General features: G+C 69.6%; 16 protein-coding genes. 5 read left to right on the forward strand and 11 right to left on the reverse strand.

Annotated elements, in window-relative coordinates; all coding sequences use genetic code 11:
• Window positions 1–20: 20 nt before the first annotated feature.
• Both ACSHSS_RS02355 and ACSHSS_RS02360 read right to left on the reverse strand, forming a co-directional pair.
• Window positions 21–1,223 (reverse strand): MFS transporter, encoded by a 1,203-nt coding sequence (locus tag ACSHSS_RS02355; RefSeq protein WP_445544529.1) that lies wholly within the window; start codon window positions 1,221–1,223, stop codon window positions 21–23.
• Window positions 1,220–2,410, reverse strand: a complete 1,191-nt coding sequence (locus ACSHSS_RS02360) for a serine hydrolase domain-containing protein (RefSeq protein WP_445544530.1) — start codon at window positions 2,408–2,410, stop codon at window positions 1,220–1,222. Before ACSHSS_RS02360 ends, ACSHSS_RS02355 begins: the two co-directional genes overlap by 4 nt.
• A gap of 114 nt (window positions 2,411–2,524) precedes the next feature.
• Between ACSHSS_RS02360 and ACSHSS_RS02365 the strand changes: the two genes are divergently transcribed.
• A complete protein-coding gene (locus ACSHSS_RS02365) occupies window positions 2,525–3,409 on the forward strand; it encodes a LysR family transcriptional regulator (protein WP_060099438.1) in 885 nt (294 codons plus the stop codon).
• Between the two features lie 13 nt (window positions 3,410–3,422).
• Here ACSHSS_RS02365 and ACSHSS_RS02370 read toward each other — a convergent pair whose 3' ends face one another.
• The 8 genes from ACSHSS_RS02370 to ACSHSS_RS02405 form a co-directional block, all read right to left on the reverse strand.
• Entirely contained in the window at window positions 3,423–4,532 is a 1,110-nt protein-coding gene (locus ACSHSS_RS02370) for an ABC transporter ATP-binding protein (protein ID WP_105764123.1), read from the reverse strand.
• A 54-nt stretch (window positions 4,533–4,586) separates the two neighbouring features.
• Window positions 4,587–5,285: an HAD family hydrolase gene (locus tag ACSHSS_RS02375; RefSeq protein WP_035952236.1), complete on the reverse strand. Its 699-nt coding sequence runs from the start codon at window positions 5,283–5,285 to the stop codon at window positions 4,587–4,589.
• Entirely contained in the window at window positions 5,282–6,133 is an 852-nt protein-coding gene (locus ACSHSS_RS02380) for a carbohydrate ABC transporter permease (RefSeq protein ID WP_105767865.1), read from the reverse strand. The genes ACSHSS_RS02375 and ACSHSS_RS02380 overlap by 4 nt, the downstream gene beginning before the upstream one ends.
• Entirely contained in the window at window positions 6,130–7,077 is a 948-nt protein-coding gene (locus tag ACSHSS_RS02385; RefSeq protein WP_006398446.1) for a carbohydrate ABC transporter permease, read from the reverse strand. Before ACSHSS_RS02385 ends, ACSHSS_RS02380 begins: the two co-directional genes overlap by 4 nt.
• Before the next feature lie 100 nt (window positions 7,078–7,177).
• Window positions 7,178–8,500, reverse strand: a complete 1,323-nt coding sequence (locus ACSHSS_RS02390; RefSeq protein WP_006398445.1) for an ABC transporter substrate-binding protein — start codon at window positions 8,498–8,500, stop codon at window positions 7,178–7,180.
• 50 nt (window positions 8,501–8,550) lie between these two features.
• Complete coding sequence (locus ACSHSS_RS02395; RefSeq protein ID WP_445544531.1) at window positions 8,551–9,891, reverse strand: D-tagatose-bisphosphate aldolase, class II, non-catalytic subunit; 1,341 nt, start codon at window positions 9,889–9,891, stop codon at window positions 8,551–8,553.
• Complete coding sequence (locus tag ACSHSS_RS02400; RefSeq protein ID WP_445544566.1) at window positions 9,879–10,835, reverse strand: sugar kinase; 957 nt, start codon at window positions 10,833–10,835, stop codon at window positions 9,879–9,881. The genes ACSHSS_RS02395 and ACSHSS_RS02400 overlap by 13 nt, the downstream gene beginning before the upstream one ends.
• A gap of 93 nt (window positions 10,836–10,928) precedes the next feature.
• On the reverse strand, window positions 10,929–11,705 hold the full coding sequence (locus ACSHSS_RS02405; protein WP_006406468.1) for an L-iditol 2-dehydrogenase: 777 nt from the start codon (window positions 11,703–11,705) through the stop codon (window positions 10,929–10,931).
• Between the two features lie 341 nt (window positions 11,706–12,046).
• On the opposite strand from ACSHSS_RS02405, the gene ACSHSS_RS02410 reads away from it, so the two are divergent.
• Genes ACSHSS_RS02410 through ACSHSS_RS02425 form a run of 4 tightly spaced genes read left to right on the forward strand, consistent with a single transcriptional unit; the run spans window position 12,047 to window position 15,155 of the window.
• Complete coding sequence (locus ACSHSS_RS02410; RefSeq protein ID WP_006398440.1) at window positions 12,047–12,508, forward strand: Fur family transcriptional regulator; 462 nt, start codon at window positions 12,047–12,049, stop codon at window positions 12,506–12,508.
• Window positions 12,509–12,554: 46 nt separating this feature from the next.
• On the forward strand, window positions 12,555–13,496 hold the full coding sequence (locus ACSHSS_RS02415) for a metal ABC transporter solute-binding protein (protein ID WP_105841259.1): 942 nt from the start codon (window positions 12,555–12,557) through the stop codon (window positions 13,494–13,496).
• Window positions 13,493–14,380, forward strand: a complete 888-nt coding sequence (locus tag ACSHSS_RS02420) for an ABC transporter ATP-binding protein (RefSeq protein ID WP_105767862.1) — start codon at window positions 13,493–13,495, stop codon at window positions 14,378–14,380. The genes ACSHSS_RS02415 and ACSHSS_RS02420 overlap by 4 nt, the downstream gene beginning before the upstream one ends.
• On the forward strand, window positions 14,373–15,155 hold the full coding sequence (locus tag ACSHSS_RS02425; protein WP_105767861.1) for a metal ABC transporter permease: 783 nt from the start codon (window positions 14,373–14,375) through the stop codon (window positions 15,153–15,155). Before ACSHSS_RS02420 ends, ACSHSS_RS02425 begins: the two co-directional genes overlap by 8 nt.
• Window positions 15,156–15,290: 135 nt before the next feature.
• Here ACSHSS_RS02425 and fghA read toward each other — a convergent pair whose 3' ends face one another.
• Entirely contained in the window at window positions 15,291–16,139 is an 849-nt protein-coding gene (fghA, locus tag ACSHSS_RS02430; protein ID WP_445544532.1) for an S-formylglutathione hydrolase, read from the reverse strand.
• Between the last annotated feature and the right edge of the window lie 6 nt (window positions 16,140–16,145).

The raw sequence follows: 16,145 nt of genomic DNA on the forward strand, positions 1-16,145 counted from the left end.
CGCCGCGCGGCCCGCAGCCGTCATGCCGCGCGCTGCGCCGCCGCAAACGCATGCCCGCGCGCACGCCATGCGCCGAGCGCGGCCGCGCTCAGCAACGCGACGAGCACCCACGGAATCGGGCCGGCGCCCGCCGCGTCGAGCAGCATGCCGCCCGCGATGCCGCCGCCGGCGATCGCCAGATTCCATACCGTGACGAGCATCGACTGCGCGACGTCGGCCGCGTCGCCCGCCGCCTGCGCCGCAGCCGTCTGGAACAGCGTCGGCGCGCCGCCGAATGCGATGCCCCACAGCGCGACGCCCGCATAGACGATCACCATCCCGTTGCCGGCGCCGAGCATCAGCGCCGCAAGCGCGAACAACGCGATGCTCGCGAACGTGAGCCGCCGCTGCGCGGCGCCGATCCACGCGCCCGTCAGCCCGAGCCCGCCCAGCGACGCGACACCGAACACGAACAGCACCGCATCGACCTGCGCACCCATCCGTTCACCCGCGAGAAACGGCGCGATGTACGTGTAGAGCATGTTGTGCGCAAGCACGTACGCGAACATCACCGTCAGCACCGCACGCACGCCCGGCATCTTCAGCACCGCGAGCACGGGCTCGCGCGAACCGGCCGGCTGCCCCGGATAGTCGGGCAGGCGCAGCCGCACCCATCCGATCAGCGCGAGCGCCGCTATCGTGATGCCCGCGAACGCGACGCGCCAGCCGACTGCCGCACCGAGCGCGGTGCCGGCCGGAATGCCGATCGACATCGCGACCGGCACGCCGAGCATCGCGACCGCGATCGCGCGGCCGCGCAGGTGCTCGTCGACCATCCGGCTCGCGTAGCCCGCGAGCAGCGCCCACAGCAACCCGGCCGCCATGCCGGCGACGAAGCGCGCGGCGAGCGTGAGCACGTAGTACGGCGACACGGCCGTCAGCGCGTTCGACACGACGAAGCCGGCCAGCGCGGCGATCAGCAAACGGCGGCGCGCGATCCCGCGCGTCGCGGCAACCAATGGAATCGCGGCGACGATCGAGCCGAGCGCATAGACCGTCACGAGCTGGCCGATCAGCGCCTCGGTCACGCGCAGGTCCGCGCTCATCAGCGGCAGCATGCCGGCCGGCAGCGCTTCGGTCAGGACCGTGATGAAGCCGGCCGTCGCAAGCGCGAGCAGATTCGCGACCGGCAGACGCGCGCGGTCGCCGGCCGCCGTTGCGGACATCGATACGCATTCGCTCATGCCGCCCTCCCCGCGCCGTAGACCGCATCGCGCACATCCGTGACGAATCGGCCGTCCGCGCCCTCGTACAGCGTGTTCGTCAGCGCGACGACCGTGAGTCCGGCCGCGCGATCGACGAACCACGCATGCCCGTATGCGCCGCCCCAGCGCCACGTGCCGACCGACTCCGGCGACTGCGCGGCGACGGGATCGCGCAGCACCGAAAAGCCGAGCCCGAAGCCGAAGCCCGGCGCGTCGGGCACGTCGTGCGCGCCCGGCTGGATGCGCGCCATCTCGTCGACCCACTCGGGCGCGAGCCAGCCGTCGCGGCCGGTGCGCAGCGCGTCGAGCAGCGCGACGCAGTCCGCCGCGCAGCCGATCATGCCGGCGCCGCCCGACGGCCATGCGTCGCGATCGAACGCACGCGCCGGTTCGAAGCGGATGCCGACCGTGCCGTCGCGCGGCGGTACGACCTCGACGGCCGCCATCCGGCGCGGCGCGCCTGCCGTACTCACGTACGGCGTCGCCACGCGCGCGGCATCGGGCGCGACGAACGCGGTCGCGGTCATGCCGAGCGGTGTCGTGACGAGTTCGGCGACCGCCTCGGCGAGCGGCCTTTCGTGGACGGCCTCGATCAGCGCACCGACAACGTCCGTCGCGAGCGAATAGCACCACGACGTACCGGGCGCGAACTGCAGCGGCACGCTCGCGATGCGCCGCACGTTCTCCGCGAGCGACACGGGCGTACGGTCCATGCCGTCGGATACGCCGGCTCGCGCATACGGGCCGTCGTCGTCGGGTTCGAGAAAGCGATAGCCGAGACCCGCCGTATGCGACAGCAGATGCCGCAACGTGATGCGGGCCGGCGTGCCGTCGCGCAGCGTCGGCCGGAACTCGGGCAGCCAGCGCGCGACCGGTTCGTCGAGCGCGATGCGGCCGGCCGCGACGAGCCGCATCGCGGCGGCCGTCACGATCGGCTTCGTGACCGATGCGAGCCGGAACAGCGTGTCCTCGCGCATCGGCGTGCGCGCCTCGCGGTCGGCAAGGCCCGCCGCGCGCGTGTAGCGCAACTCGCCGTCGCGCGCGACCATCACGACCGCGCCGACGATCCGTTCGTCCGCGAGCGCGCGCTCGAGCGCGCCGTCGAGCCGCACGTCCAGCGCGACGTCGGCCTCGCTGTCGCGGGCAATCACAGGCAGGGATGACATGGCAATGACCTCGATGAGCGAACGAACGCTCATCGTAGGGAGCCGGCAAACGAAGAAAAACTGGGCTAGAGTTCCGGACAATCCGGACATCGACGTCCGCAATCGGGAATCTGCATGGAGAATCTGGGCGGCTTCTTCGTCTTCGTTCAAGTCGCGGAAACGCGCAGCTTCGTCGCGGCCGGCCGCGCGCTCGGCATCTCCGCGTCGGCGGTCGGCAAGCGCATCGCGCGGCTCGAAGCGCGGCTCAACGTGCGGCTCTTTCACCGCAGCACGCGCAGCGTCACGCTGACGGCCGAGGGCGCGCGCTTTCTCGAACGATGCCGGCGCGTGATCGCCGAAATCGATGCGGCCGAGCGCGAGCTCACGCAAAGCGTCGAAGCGCCGCGCGGGCGGCTGCGCGTAAGCCTGCCGACGATCGGCACGCTGATGCTGCCGGTGCTCGCCGGCTTCATGACGGCGTATCCGGAGATCGAACTGGATCTCGATTTCAGCGACCGGCTCGTCGATGTCGTCGACGAAGGCTTCGATGCGGTCGTGCGCACCGGTCGTCCGGCCGATTCGCGGCTCTCGTCGCGGCTGCTCGGCCATTTCCGCCAGCATCTGGTCGCGTCGCCCGATTACCTCGAACGGCACGGCACGCCGCGCACGCCGGCCGATCTCGTGCGCCATCGCTGCCTGCACTACCGGTTTCCGGCCACCGGCAAGCTCGAGATCTGGCCGCTGCGTCCGTCGCGTTCGCACACGCCGCCGGACGTGCCCGTCTCGATGGTCAGCAACAACGCGGAAACGCGCCTCTGCTTCGCGTTGCGCGGGCTCGGCATCGCGTGCCTGCCCGAGTTCTTCGTGCGCGAGCCGATCGATGCCGGCACGCTGCGCACGGTGCTCGACGATTACGTCGCGAGCCGCACGCCGGTGTACGTGCTGTGGCCGTCAGGCCACCATCCGACGCCGAAGCTGCGCGCGTTCGTCGACTACCTCGTCGAGCATCTGCAGCTGTGACGCGCGCCGCGCGTCAGGCCGCCTTCGCATGCACGCCGAGCCGGCGGAACGCGTGGCCCTGCTCGTCGAACAGATGGCAGTGCTCGGCGTCGGCGTGCATGTGCAGCACTTCGCCCGTGCGATAGGTGTCGAGCGGCGGAATCCGCGCGATCAACCCGTCCGGCGCGACGGGCGATTCCGCGTACAGATAGGCGGCGTCGCCGAGCGATTCGACCGTCATCGTCTTCGCGGCGACGCCGTCCGCCGCCGCACCGACCTTCAGATGTTCGGGCCGCACGCCGACCGTCACGGGCGCGCCGCGCTGCACGCCGGTCGCGTCGACCGCGACGCGCTGCGTATCGCCGCTGTCGAAGCGCACGAGCACGCCGCCCGCATCGGCGGTCTCGACCGTGCCCTTCAGGAAATTCATCTTCGGCGAGCCGATGAAGCCCGCGACGAACAGGTTCGCCGGCGCGTGATACAGCGCGTTCGGCGTGCCGACCTGCTGCACCGCGCCGCCCGACAGCACGACGATCTTGTCCGCGAGCGTCATCGCCTCGACCTGATCGTGCGTCACGTAGATCATCGTCGTCTTCAGCTCGTCGTGCAGCCGCGCGAACTCGAGCCGCATCTTCACGCGCAGCGCGGCGTCGAGGTTCGAGAGCGGCTCGTCGAACAGGAATACCTTCGGCTTGCGCGTGATCGCGCGGCCGATCGCGACGCGCTGCCGCTGCCCGCCCGACAGCTGCTTCGGCTTGCGGTCGAGCAGATGGTCGATATGCAGGATCTTCGCGGCCTGCTTCACGGCCTGGTCGATCTCGGGCTTCTTCGCGCCCGCGAGCTTCAGCCCGAACGCCATGTTGTCGTACAGCGTCATGTGCGGATACAGCGCATACGACTGGAACACCATCGCGATCCCGCGCTTCGCGCTCGGCACGTCGTTGACCTTCACGCCGTCGATCAGCAGGTCGCCGCTCGAAATGTCCTCGAGCCCGGCGATCATCCGCATCAGCGTCGACTTGCCGCAGCCGCTCGGGCCGACGAACACGACGAATTCGCCGTTGGCGATGTCGAGATTCACGTTGCGCAGCACTTCGTTGTCGTCGTAGCGCTTCGCGATGTTGCGCAGGAGCACGCTTGCCATGGTCTGTCTCCGTTTCGTTCGTGATGCGCCGCACGGAACGCAGCGCAATCGTTGCTAGTTCGGCAGCACCGCGCCCGTCGCCTGCCAGCGCGCGACGTAGCCGGGCAGCTCGTGCATGTCGTCGAATACGTGGCGTGCGCCGATGCTGCGCAGCGCGTCGCTCTGCGCGGCCGGCGCATGCCCGCCGCCGACGAATGCGAGCACCGTCATGCCGGCCGCGGCGGCCGCGGTGATCCCGGTCGCGCTGTCCTCGACGACGAGGCACTGCGCGGGCGCGACGCCGAGCGCGTGCGCGGCCGCGAGATAGACGTCGGGCGCGGGCTTCGGCCGCGCGACCGCATCCGCGCAGAACAGCCGGTCGCCGAAGAAGCGCGCGAGGCCCGTGCGCGCGAGCGCCGCTTCGACGTAGCCGCGATAGCTGTTGCTCGCGCAGGCCTTCGGCAGCTCGATCGCCGCGAGCGCCGCGTCGATGCCCTCGACCATCGGCGCATGCACGGCCGCCGCTTCGACGGCGCGGCGAATCGCGTCGACGTCGTCCGCCGACAGCGTGCGGCCGACCGCTTCGCTCGCGCCGGCCAGCACGCGCTCGATGCGCAGCCCGAGCAGCGGCATCACGGCCGGCCGCGCATCGACGCCCGGCCAGCGCGCCTCGAGCTCGCGCACGAGCACGTCGGCGGCGACGGCCTCGCTGTCGATCAGCACGCCGTCGCAGTCGCAGATCAGCACGCTCGCGCGTTCGTCGGCCGCGCTCACTTGACCGCTCCGAACGTGAGCCCGCGCACCAGCTGCTTCTGCGAGATCCAGCCGACGATCAGGATCGGCGCGACGGCGAGCAGCGACGCCGCGGACAGCTTCGCCCAGAACAGGCCCTCGGGGCTCGAGTACGACGCGATGAATACCGTCAGCGGCGCCGCGTTCGAGCTCGACAGGTTGATGCTCCAGAACGCCTCGTTCCACGACAGGATCACGAGCAGCAGGGCCGTCGACGCCAGCCCGGGCAGCGCCATCGGCATCAGCAGATAGACGATCTCCTGCCAGGTCGACGCGCCGTCGATGCGCCCCGCTTCGAGAATGTCCTTCGGAATCTCGTTGAAGTACGTGAAGGTCATCCACACGGCGATCGGCAGATTGATCAGCGTGTAGACGATCACGAGGCCCGACACCGTGTCGAGCAGCCCCGCGTTCTTCCAGAGCAGATAGATCGGCACGAGCACGCCGACCGACGGCATCATCTTCGTCGACAGCATCCAGAGCAGCACCTTCTGCGTGCGGCGGTTCGGAAAGAACGCCATCGCGTACGCGGCCGGCACCGCGAACAGCAGGCTGATCAGCGTGACGCCGGCCGAGATCAGCACCGAGTTCCACGCGAACGCGAAGTAGTTGCTGCGCGCGAATACCTCGCGGAAGCTGTCGAGCGTCGGCACGAAGAACAGCGTCGACGCGTAGGCCTGCTGCTCGGTCTTGAACGCGGTGATCGCCATCCAGAAGATCGGGAAAAACAGCAGCAGCGCGATCAGCCACGCGAGCGTGCCGGGCAGCGCGCGGCGCACGAGGTCGAACGCCGCCGGCGTGCGGCGGCTTTCGATGGTCAGGTCGCTCATTTCTCGTACTCCCCCTTCAGGTTGCGCGCGAGCATCCGCACGAGGAAGAACGACACGACGTTCGCGACCACCACGGCGATGATCCCGCCTGCGGACGCGAGGCCGACGTCGAACTGCTGCAGGCCGAGCGCATAGATCAGGTACGACAGGTTCGTGGTCGCATCGCCGGGGCCGCCGCCCGTCGTCGTGTAGATCTCCGCGAAGATCGACAGCAGGAAGATCGTCTCCATCATCACGACGACCGCGATCGCGCGCTTCAGATGCGGCAGCGTGATGTAGAAGAACATCGCGATCGGGCCCGCGCCGTCGATGCGCGCGGCTTCCTTCTGCTCCTGGTCGAGCGACTGGATCGCGGTGAACAGGATCAGGAATGCGAACGGCAGCCACTGCCACGCGACGATCATGATCACGGCGGTGAGCGGGTAGTCGGCGAACCAGTCGATCGGCTGCATGCCGAGCGCGCGCATCGCGTTCGCGACGAGCCCGTACACCGGGTGCAGGATCATGTTCTTCCAGATCAGCGCGGAGACCGTCGGCATCACGAAGAACGGCGCGATCGCAAGCAGCCGCGCGATGCCCTGCCCGTAGAACTTGCGGTCGAACAGCACGGCCATCAGCACGCCGCCGATCACCGTGATCGCGAGCACCGCGCCGATCAGCACGAGCGTATGCCAGATCGCGGGCAGGAACGACGGATCGGTCGCGAGGAAGCGGTAGTTGTCGAACCCGGCGAAGCCCTTCACGTCCGGATTGAGCAGGTTGTAGCGCGAGAACGAATACCAGATCGTCATCGCGAGCGGAATCGACATCCACAGCAGCAGCACCGCGACGGACGGCGACACGAGCCAGCGCGCGCCGCCGCCGGCACGGCGCGCCGCGCCGGGCGACGACGACGCGTCGCCGACCGACGACGCGTGATTCAGGGGAAGACGCAAATGACGCATGATCGGAGTCCCTCCGGTTGAGACGCGGGCGCGAACGGCCGGCCCGCGTTACCGCTTCGGCGAGGCGCGCCGCACGCGTTCGCGCACGGCGCGCGTCGCGTTACTTCCTGTAGCCGGCCTGCCGCACCGCGCGGTCCGCGGCGGCCTGCCCGGCCGCGAGCGCCTGGTCGACCGTCATCTGCCCCGCGACCGCGCCGGCGATCGCCTGGCCGACCACGGTGCCGAACGACTGGAACTCGGGAATCCCGACGTACTGGACGCCCGTGTACGGCACCTTCTTCAGCGACGGATCGTTCGGATCGGCCGTCTCGATCGCCTTCAGCACGAAATCGGAGAACGGCGCGGCGGCCTTGTACTCGGCGCGCTGATAGGTCGACGCGCGCGTGCCCGGCGGCACCGACGCCCAGCCCTCGTCCTTGCCGACCATCTCGATGTACTGCTTCGAGGTCGCCCACGCGACGAACTTGCGCGCGGCGTCCTGCTGCTTCGACGTCTTCGGGATCGCGAGCGCCCACGCCCACAGCCAGTGCGAGCCCTTCGGCGTGACGGCGACCGGCGCGGCCGCGAAGCCGATCTTGTCGGCGACCTGCGACTGCTGCTTGTTGTAGAGCATGCCGGCCGCGACCGTCGCGTCGATCCACATCGCGCATTTGCCGGACGCGGTCAGCGTCAGGTTCTCGTTGAAGCCGTTCGAACTCGCCCCCGGCGGGCCGTCCTTCTTCAGCAGGTTCACGTAGAACGTGATCGCCTTCTTCCATTCCGGCGAGTTGATCTGCGCGTTCCAATTCTCGTCGAACCAGCGGCCGCCAAACGTGTTCACGACGGTCGACACATAGGCCATGTTCTCGCCCCAGCCGGCCTTGCCGCGCAGGCAGATCCCGTAGATGCCCTTCGACTTGTCGGTCAGCTTGTCCGCGAATTCGGCGATCTGGTCGTAGGTCGGCTGGTCGGGCATCTTCAGCCCCTTCGCCGCGAACAGGTCCTTGCGGTAGAACGTCATCGAGCTCTCGACGTAGAACGGCAGCGCATACAGCTGGCCGTTGTACGACAGGCTGTCGCGCGCCGTCTTCACGATGTCGTTCAGATCGTAGTCGGCCGGCAGCCCGGTGATCGGCGCGAGCCAGCCGCGCTTGCCCCACTGCGGCGTCTCGTAGGTGCCGATCGCCATCACGTCGAACTGCCCGCTGCCGGTCGTGATGTCCGTCGTCGCGCGCTGGCGCAGCACGTTTTCCTCGAGGATCACCCAGTTCAGCTTGATGTCCGGGTTCGCCTTCTCGAAGGCCGGCGACAGCTTCTTCAGCTCGATCATGTCGGGGTTGTTCAGCGTCGCGATCGTCAGCGTGCCGGCGGACGCGGCGCAGGCCGCCGTCGCGAGCGCGGCCGACGCGACACAGCGGGCGGCGGCGAGCATCTTTCCTTGCATGGCATGTCTCCTGTGATTGTTCGATGTTGCGTCGTTTCCTTCGCGGCCCGTCATGCCGGCCGCTGCATTCCGCACGCGCGCGCGTAGTGCGCGATCACGTCGCGTATCCGGTGGCGCACCCACGCGCGCGGCTCCCGTGCGAGCGCGCCCGCGCGGCATGCCGCGTAAACGTCCGGCAGCCATTGCGCGACGAGCGTCTCGGGCACCGGCTGCCGCGCGAGGTTGCCGAACAGCCGCTCGACCGCCGCGGCAACGGTCGGCTGCAGCCAGTAGTAGCGGATGCGGTCGCTGTAGCTGAACTGGCGCGCGAGGCGCTGCTCGGCTTCGTCGCCGCGGTAGTACGGCGCCCAGTGCTCGGGTTGCGCGCGCATCGCATCGTCGACGACGTCGCGCAGGCGCGAGCGCTGCGCCGCGTCGTCGATCAGCGCGTCCTCGATGAAGCTCAGCGCGAACAGCGCCTCGCGCAGCGCAAACGTCAGCGCCGGCCCGACCTTCAGGATCGCGAAATGGTCGCGCACGAGCGCCGCGAGCGCATGCTCGGTCTGGTAGTCGGTCGAGTGCGCCTCGAACACGAGGCGCGGCGTGCGCAAGATACTCGCGCCGAGCGATGCGGCCTTCGCGCTGTCGTAGTCGAGCACGCGGCGATCGTCGAAGTCGACACCCGGCTGCGCGACGATCGCGACGACGCGCGTCCAGGCATCGTCGAGGCCGGCCGCCGCGAAGGCCGCGCGATGCGCGTCGAGCGTCGCGGCCACGCTGTCCGCACGCGTGACCGCGATACGTGCGATCGCGTCGCCACCCGATTCGCCGCCGGGCGTCGGCACCTCGGTGCCGATCACGTAGACGGGCGCGACGCCCGCCCGCGCGCCGGCTTCTTCGGCCGCGCGGCACAGCTGCGCGGCGCGCGCGGCGATCGTGCGGTCGTCGAGCGAGGGCGGATCGTCCGCGCACGGCATGCTAGCGTCGAGATGGATCTTTTCGAATCCGGCTTCGACGTACGCCGCGACCATCGCGGCGGCCTCGCGCATCGCGTCGGCCGCGCGGCGATGCCGCCACGGGTTCGGGCCGAGATGATCGCCGCCGAGCACGAGCGCCGACGCCGCAAGCCCGCACTGCGCGGCGATCGCGTCGACGTCGCGGCGGAAATCGGCGGGCGTCATGCCCGTGTAGCCGCCGACGTGGTTCACCTGGTTGCAGGTCGCTTCGATCAGCAGCGGCGAGCCGTCCGCGCGGGCGGCCTCGCATGCCGCTTCGAGCACGAGACGGTGCGCGCTGCAGACCGCATAGATGCCGCGCTGCGCATCCGCGCGATTCGCATCGAAGATCATGCGCAGCACGGCCTGCGCGTGCGCGGCGTGCGCGCGTTCGACGGTCGTCGTCATACCGGACATCCGACACCCCGCTCGGTCAGAAAACGCTCGATTTCGGCCGCGTTGCTGTTGCCTTCCATCGGCCCGCGCCGCGTGACCGCGATCGCGCCGGCCGCGTTCGCGCGGCGCAGCGCCGCATCGAGCGGCACGCCGGCGACGAGGCTTGCGACCAGCGTGCCGCCGAAGCAGTCGCCGGCGCCCGTCGGATCGACTTCGTCGACCGCGTACGCCGGCGCCTCGACGCGATGCGCGCGCTCGAACGCGACGCTGCCGGTCGCGCCGCGCTTGAGCACGACGCGCTCGAGCAGCGGATGCGTCGCGAGCAATGCGGCGATCGCGCGTTCGGGCGGCTGCGGGCCGCAAAAGAACGGCAGATCGGCTTCGCTCGGCAGGAACAGATGGCATGCGGCCAGCATCTCGTCGAGCGCCGCGCGCATCGGCCGGAAACTCAGCATCTCGGGCCGCACGTTCGGATCGAACGAGACCTTCGCGCCCACGCGCGCGGCTTCTATCACGCCGCGCCGCACGGCTGCGATCGCCGATTCGCTGGTCAGCGACGAGCCCATCACATGAAAGTAGCGGCAGCCGTCGAACATCGACGTGTCGACGTCGGACGCATCGAGGCACGCGGCCGCGCTCGTCGACAGCGTATAGACGAAGCTGCGCGAGCCGTCGTCGCGATACGCGACGAACGCGGTGCCGGTCGGACGCGCGACGCGGCGGATGCGCGCGACCTCGACGCCGTCGTGTGCGAGCCGCGCGACGATCGCGTCGCCGAACGCGTCGCGCCCGACGCAGCCCGCATAGGCGACGCGTGCGCCGAGCCGCGCGGCCTGGTCGGCGAAGATGGCGGGCGCGCCGCTCGGGAACGGGCCGGCGAACAGCCCCGGCGTATCGAACGACTGACCGCGCTCGGTGGCGACAAATTCGGCGAGCAGTTCGCCCGCGACGACGATCTCGGCCATCATCCGCGCCCTCGTGCGGCGACGCGCGCGCACGGCGCGCTGCGCGCCTGTTCGACAGGGGGCCGGCGGACGGCGCAGGCGAGCGGCCTCATGTCAGCTCATCCAGTTGCCGCCGTCGACGTTCAGCGTCTGGGCGGTGATGTAGTCGGCATCGGCCGACGCGAGAAACAGCGCGGCGCCGGTCAGATCGGCCGGCACGCCCATGCGGCCGAGCGGCACCGCTTCGCCGACGAGCCGCTTCTTTTCGCCGAGCGGCCGGTTCTCGTAGCGCGCGAACAGTGCGTCGACCTGCTCCCACATCGGCGTGTCGACGACGCCCGGCGCAATGCCGTTGACGTTGATCCGGTGCGGCGCGAGCGCGAGCGCGGCCGACTGCGTATAGCTGATCACGGCCGCCTTCGTCGCGCAGTAGTGCGAGACGAGCGCCTCGCCGCGACGGCCGGCCTGCGACGACATGTTGACGATCTTGCCGCCGCGCCCCTGCTCGACCATCCGCTGCGCGACCGCCTGCATCAGGAAGAACATGCCCTTCACGTTGACCGCGAAGAGCCGGTCGAACACGTCCCACGATTCGTCGAGGAGCGGGCGCATGTCGAACAGCGCCGCGTTGTTGAACAGGATGTCGACGCCGCCGAACCGCTCGACCGCGGTCGCGACGATGCGCTCGATGTCGTCGCGGCGCGTGACGTCCGCGGTGACGGCCGCCGCGCGGCCAGGATGCGCTTCGATGAGCCGTGCGAGCGAGCCGCCGGCCGGTTTCACGTCGACGAGCACGCAGCGCGCGCCTTCGTCCAGATAGCGTTGCGCGACCGCTTCGCCGATGCCGCTGGCGGCGCCCGTCAGGATCGCGACCTTGTCTTCCAGTCTCACGCGTTGTCTCCGGTTCGTTCTGCTGTACGACGGCCGCGAAGTGAGCGAACGCTCGCGACCCGAACAATTGCTCTGTTAGTGGTCGAATGATCGAATACGCGATTCGCGCTGTCAAGGCGGAGCGACAGCTTTCGATGATGCGCCGCCGCACGGCGGCGTGCGGCCAAGACGCGGCGACGGAGGCGCGACAACGCGCGTGACGCGTCGATGCGGTGCGGCGGAGGCGGCGCAAACGCGGCTGGATGGCGCGCGCAAGCAGAAACGGGGCGGAAATCGGCGCTGCACGGCAGCGCGATACGTTATATCATCGCCATACTTTGTTTGATCGCCTGCTTGACGCCATGGCTACCTCCTCCTCCCTCGCCGCCCGGCTGTCCCGGGCCGACGCCTTCGCCGCCGAGCACGGGCTCGCCTGGACGCCGCTGCGCCGCCAGGTCTACGAGCGCGTGCTTGCCGCGCAGCGTCCGATCGGCGCATACGACCTGCTCGCCGAACTCGAGCCGACGCGCGGCCGCGTGCCGCCCACGACCGTCTACCGCGCGCTCGACTTCCTCGTCGAGCACGGCTTCATCCATCGCATCGAGTCGAAGAACGCGTTCTTCGCGTGCTGCGAAATCGGCGTGCCGCACGAAGGCCAGTTCCTGATCTGCGACGCGTGCGGCGACACCGTCGAAATTCCCGGCGGCGAGCTCGCAAAGCAGCTGTCGTCGACCGAGCCCGCGCACGGTTTCGAGGTTCATCACCAGGTCGTCGAGCTGAGCGGCCTGTGCGGCCACTGCAAGCGCAAGCCTGCCCAGCGCTGACGTCGATCGCGCGGCGCATGCGCCGCCCCTTCCAACGAGGAGTTCCATGTCCATTGCCCTGAAGCGCGCGCCGCTGCGCGCCCTGTCGCCCGTTCGTCGTTCCCCCGCGTCGCGCGCGCTGCGCTGGCTCGCCGCCGGCATCGCCGCGCTGTCGCTCGCGGCGCCCGCGCTCGCGCAGGCCGCGCCCGTCAATGTCGTCGCCGCGGAGAATTTCTACGGCGACGTCGTCACGCAGATCGGCGGCAGCCACGTCGCGGTCACCAGCATCCTCAGCAATCCCGATCAGGATCCGCACCTGTTCGAAGCGAGCCCGAAGACGGCCCGCGCGCTGCAGCACGCGCAGCTCGTGATCTATAACGGCGCCGCCTACGATCCGTGGATGGGCAAGCTGCTCGGCGCATCGAAACAGGCAAAGCGCGCGACGATCGTCGTCGCCGATCTGGTCGGCAAGAAGGCCGGCGACAACCCGCACCTCTGGTACGACCCGGCGACGATGCCGGCCGCCGCGCACGCGATCGCGACCGAGCTCGGCCGCGCCGATCCGGCCAACAAGGCCGACTACGACGCGAACCTGCAGAAATTCATCGCATCGCTGAAGTCCGTCGACGACAAGATCGCCGCGCTGCGCGCGCAGTACAAGGGCGTGCCCGTGACGGCCACCGAGCCCGTGTTCGGCTACATGGCCGACGCGATCGGCCTCGAGATGCGCAACCAGCGCTTCCAGCTCGCGACGATGAACGACACCGAGGCGAGCGCGCAGGACGTCGCCGCATTCGAGAAGGATCTGCGCGACAAGCGCGTTCGCGTGCTGATCTACAACAGCCAGGCCGAGGAAGCGATGACCAAGCGGATGCTGAAGATCGCACGCGACAGCGGTGTGCCGACGGTCAGCGTCACCGAGACGCAGCCGGCCGGCAAGACCTTCCAGCAGTGGATGGCCGCGCAGCTCGACGCGCTCGGCCATGCGCTTTCCACCGGCAAGCCATGACACCGAATCCCCACGCACTCGCGCTCGATCGCGTCACGCTCGAACTGGGCGGACGCACGATCCTGCGCGATGTCAGCTTCTCGATCGAACCGGGCGAATTCGTCGGCGTGCTCGGGCCGAACGGCGCGGGCAAGACGACGCTGATGCGCGCCGTGCTCGGGCTCGTGCCCGTCGCCGGCGGCACGCTGTCGGTCGGCGGCCTGCCGGTCGCGCGCGGCAACGCGTCGATCGGCTACATGCCGCAGATCCGCAGCGGCCTCGCGAACCGCCGGATGCGCGGCTACGACTTCGTCGCGATGGCCGCCGACGGCCATCGCTGGGGGCTGCCGCACACGAGCGCCGCGACGCGGCGCGACGTCGATCGCGTGCTCGATCTCGTCGGCGGCCGCGCGCTGTCGCGCCGGCCGCTGTCGGAACTGTCGGGCGGCGAGCGCCAGCGCCTGCTGCTCGCGCAATGCCTGCTCGGCAATCCGAAGCTGCTGCTGCTCGACGAGCCGCTGATCAGCCTCGATCCGAACCACCAGCGCGGCGTCGTCGAACTCGTGCGCAAGGTCCAGCGCGAGCTCGGCATCACCGTGCTGTTCTCCGCGCACGAACTGAACCCGCTGCTCAACGCGCTCGACCGCGTGCTATACCTCGGCAACGGCGTCGCGGCGCTCGGCACCGTCGACGAGGTGATCACGAAGCCCGTGCTGTCGCGCCTCTACGGATCGCCGATCGACGTGATGCGCGTAAACGGCAAGATCTTCGTGATGTCGGGCGACGTCGAGATCGAGAAGCACGACCACGAACACGAGGACGACGGCGGCCATGCGCACGGCAGCGGCCACGGTCATCACGCTCATCACGGACAGGCGCACCCCGGGCATTCGCACGATGTTTGATTACGATTTCATGATCAACGCCTTCGCGGCGTCGGGGATCGTCGCGGTGCTCGCGGGCATCGTCGGCTACTTCCTCGTGCTGCGCGGGCAGACCTTCGCCGGCCACGCGCTGTCGCACGTCGGCTTCACGGGCGCGACGGGCGCCGTGCTGTTCGGCATCTCGCCGATCTGGGGCATGGTCGGCTTTACACTGGCGACCGGCGTCGCGATGGGCGCGCTCGGCGAGCGGCTCGCGGGCCGCGACGTCGCAATCGGCGTGATCCTGTCGGGTGCGCTCGGCTTCGGCCTGCTGTTCCTGCATTTCTACACATCGTTCGCGACGCAGGTCACGGCGCTGCTGTTCGGCAACGTACTCGCGGTCAGCCACGACACGCTCGCCGTGCTGGCCGGCATCGGCGCGGTGAGCCTCGTCGCGCTCGCGCTGATCGCGCGGCCGCTGCTGTTCGCGTCGCTGCAGCCCGAGCTAGCCGAAGCGAAGGGCGTATCGCTGCGCACGGTATCGGTGCTGTTCCTCGCGGTGTGCGCGCTCGCGGTCGCTGCCGCGACGCAGATCGTCGGCGTGCTGCTCGTGTTCACGCTGCTCGTCGGCCCGGCCGCCGCCGCGCAGAACGTGTCGACGCGCCTGTCGACCGGTGTGCTGCTCGCCGCGCTGTTCGCGCTGTTCGAAGCGTGGCTCGGCATCGTGCTCGCGTATCACACCGACTGGCCGACGAGCTTCTGGATCACCGCGCTGTCGGGGCTCGTGTACGGCGCGAGCCTGTTGCGGCGGCGCTGAACGGCGCGGCCTGCGTTGGGCGGGCCATCGAGGCAATCGAACGAAAAACGCCGGCATGCCCGAAGGCAGTGCCGGCGTTTTTTATCGGCGCCGCGTCGCACGATGCGACGTGCCGCGTACGTGACACGCGGCGGCTCAGCGCATCAGCACGCGCGCATGATGCGCGATGTGATCGGCGATGAACGTCGAGATGAAGTAATACCCGTGATCGTAGCCCGGATGGCGGCGCAGCGTCAGCGGCTGTCCCGCCTTCGCGCACGCGGCCTCGAATACGTCCGGATTCAGCTGGTTCGCGAGGAACTGATCGGCGAGACCCTGGTCGACGAGGATGCCGTCCGCGAATTTCGGTGCATCCGCACGCGCGACGAGCTCGCTCGCGTCGTGCTGCTTCCACGCTTCGCGATCCGCGCCGAGGTAGCCGGAGAACGCCTTCTCGCCCCACGGGCAGCGCGTCGGCGCCGCGATCGGCGCGAACGCCGACACCGACCGGTACAGGTCCGGATGACGCAGCGCGAGCGTCAGCGCGCCGTGCCCGCCCATCGAGTGGCCGAAGATGCCGAGCCGCGCGCCGTCGATCGGCAGCTCGGCCGTGACGATCTCGCGCAGCTCGCCGGTCACGTACGACTCCATCCGGTAATGCGCGGACCACGGCGCTTCGGTCGCGTCGACGTAGAAGCCCGCGCCGACGCCGAAATCCCACGCGTCGGTCTCGCCTGGCACGCCCGCGCCGCGCGGGCTCGTATCGGGCATCACGAGTGCGATGCCGTGCTGCGCCGCATACTGCTGCGCGCCGCCCTTGATCGCGAACGTCTCTTCGGTGCAGGTGAGCCCGGCGAGATAGAACAGCGCCGGCACAGGGCCGTGCGCAGCCTGCGGCGGCAGATAGACCGAGAACTTCATCGGCAGGCCGATCGTCGTCGAATCGTGACGATAGAAGCGCTGCTCGCCGCCGTGGCACGCATGCGATGAAACGAGTTCGAGCATGATCGC

The organism is Burkholderia sp. BC1 (genome assembly GCF_052683555.1).